Origin of the sequence: Rothia sp. 27098_8_161 (assembly GCF_041432905.1) — a bacterium.
GTDB lineage: Bacteria > Actinomycetota > Actinomycetes > Actinomycetales > Micrococcaceae > Rothia.
The window spans coordinates 1-819 of the sequence record NZ_JAPWAL010000066.1; the positions used below are offsets into that span (position 1 = coordinate 1).

The 819-nt window shown below is 58.4% G+C and carries 1 pseudogene; it reads right to left on the bottom strand.

The features are described from left to right. Positions 1-354 precede the first annotated feature (354 nt). Positions 355-819 (bottom strand): annotated as a pseudogene (locus O3648_RS08420) (2-succinyl-5-enolpyruvyl-6-hydroxy-3-cyclohexene-1-carboxylic-acid synthase); the annotation flags it as partial.

Here is an 819-nt window from a genome sequence, read left to right on the forward strand (position 1 = left end):
GAGAAGCTCCGCCATAGCGTGTACGGGAACCCAACCGGCTCCGGAGGGGACAGCGACAATAATATCGAGTGAGCTCATGAGAATCCTTGGGAGCAACGCCCGCCGCATACACCGGGCTCACCGGGGTAAAACCTCGGGTTGTGTGCGGTGTGCATCAGCGGCGAGAGCGTGAATGTCAATAAAAGATAGATAAGGTGCCTTGCATCAGCAGGCGCGCAGAAAAACGCGAATGTAGCGGCGAGTGAAACCGCTACGACCGGCTAGATTCAGCCACGGAAGGCTACGGCACAGGTAGTTTTCAGTATATCGGTCAACTCTGCGGATGGGGCTTACCTGCAACCTTTAGAAACGGCTTTAGGGTGTGTGAATGCACACCTCAATGCCTGATTCGGTACCAAAACCGGCAGCCATGCGCGCCAGATCAGTATTCGGGGCGGCAGCCACCGTAAAGAAACGATCCACAGCGGCGGTGAACTGCTTCTGACGAGCTATATCGCCGTGTTCAAGGGTCGTGAAAATACCGCCGCCGGCATCGTCAAAGACCTCAACGCGTAGTTCGGGCAGAAGCTCAGTATTTGGCAGGTTCAGCGAGGACACATCGTGCTGGAAGGTTAGGTCACCGCACAGCAGAGTCACCGGCAGCGCGGCGCCGCCAATGACCGGGCGGGAATTCTCATCCATGCCGGCAGGGTAATAGCCCGACAGGGACACGCCAATAGCGGTCGCAATGGTGCCGTCAATACCGGCAAGACCGCGATTAGCAAATACGCGCGTGGGGGCGGGCTCGCCCAGGGCGGGGGCTGCCGCATCCAAATCACG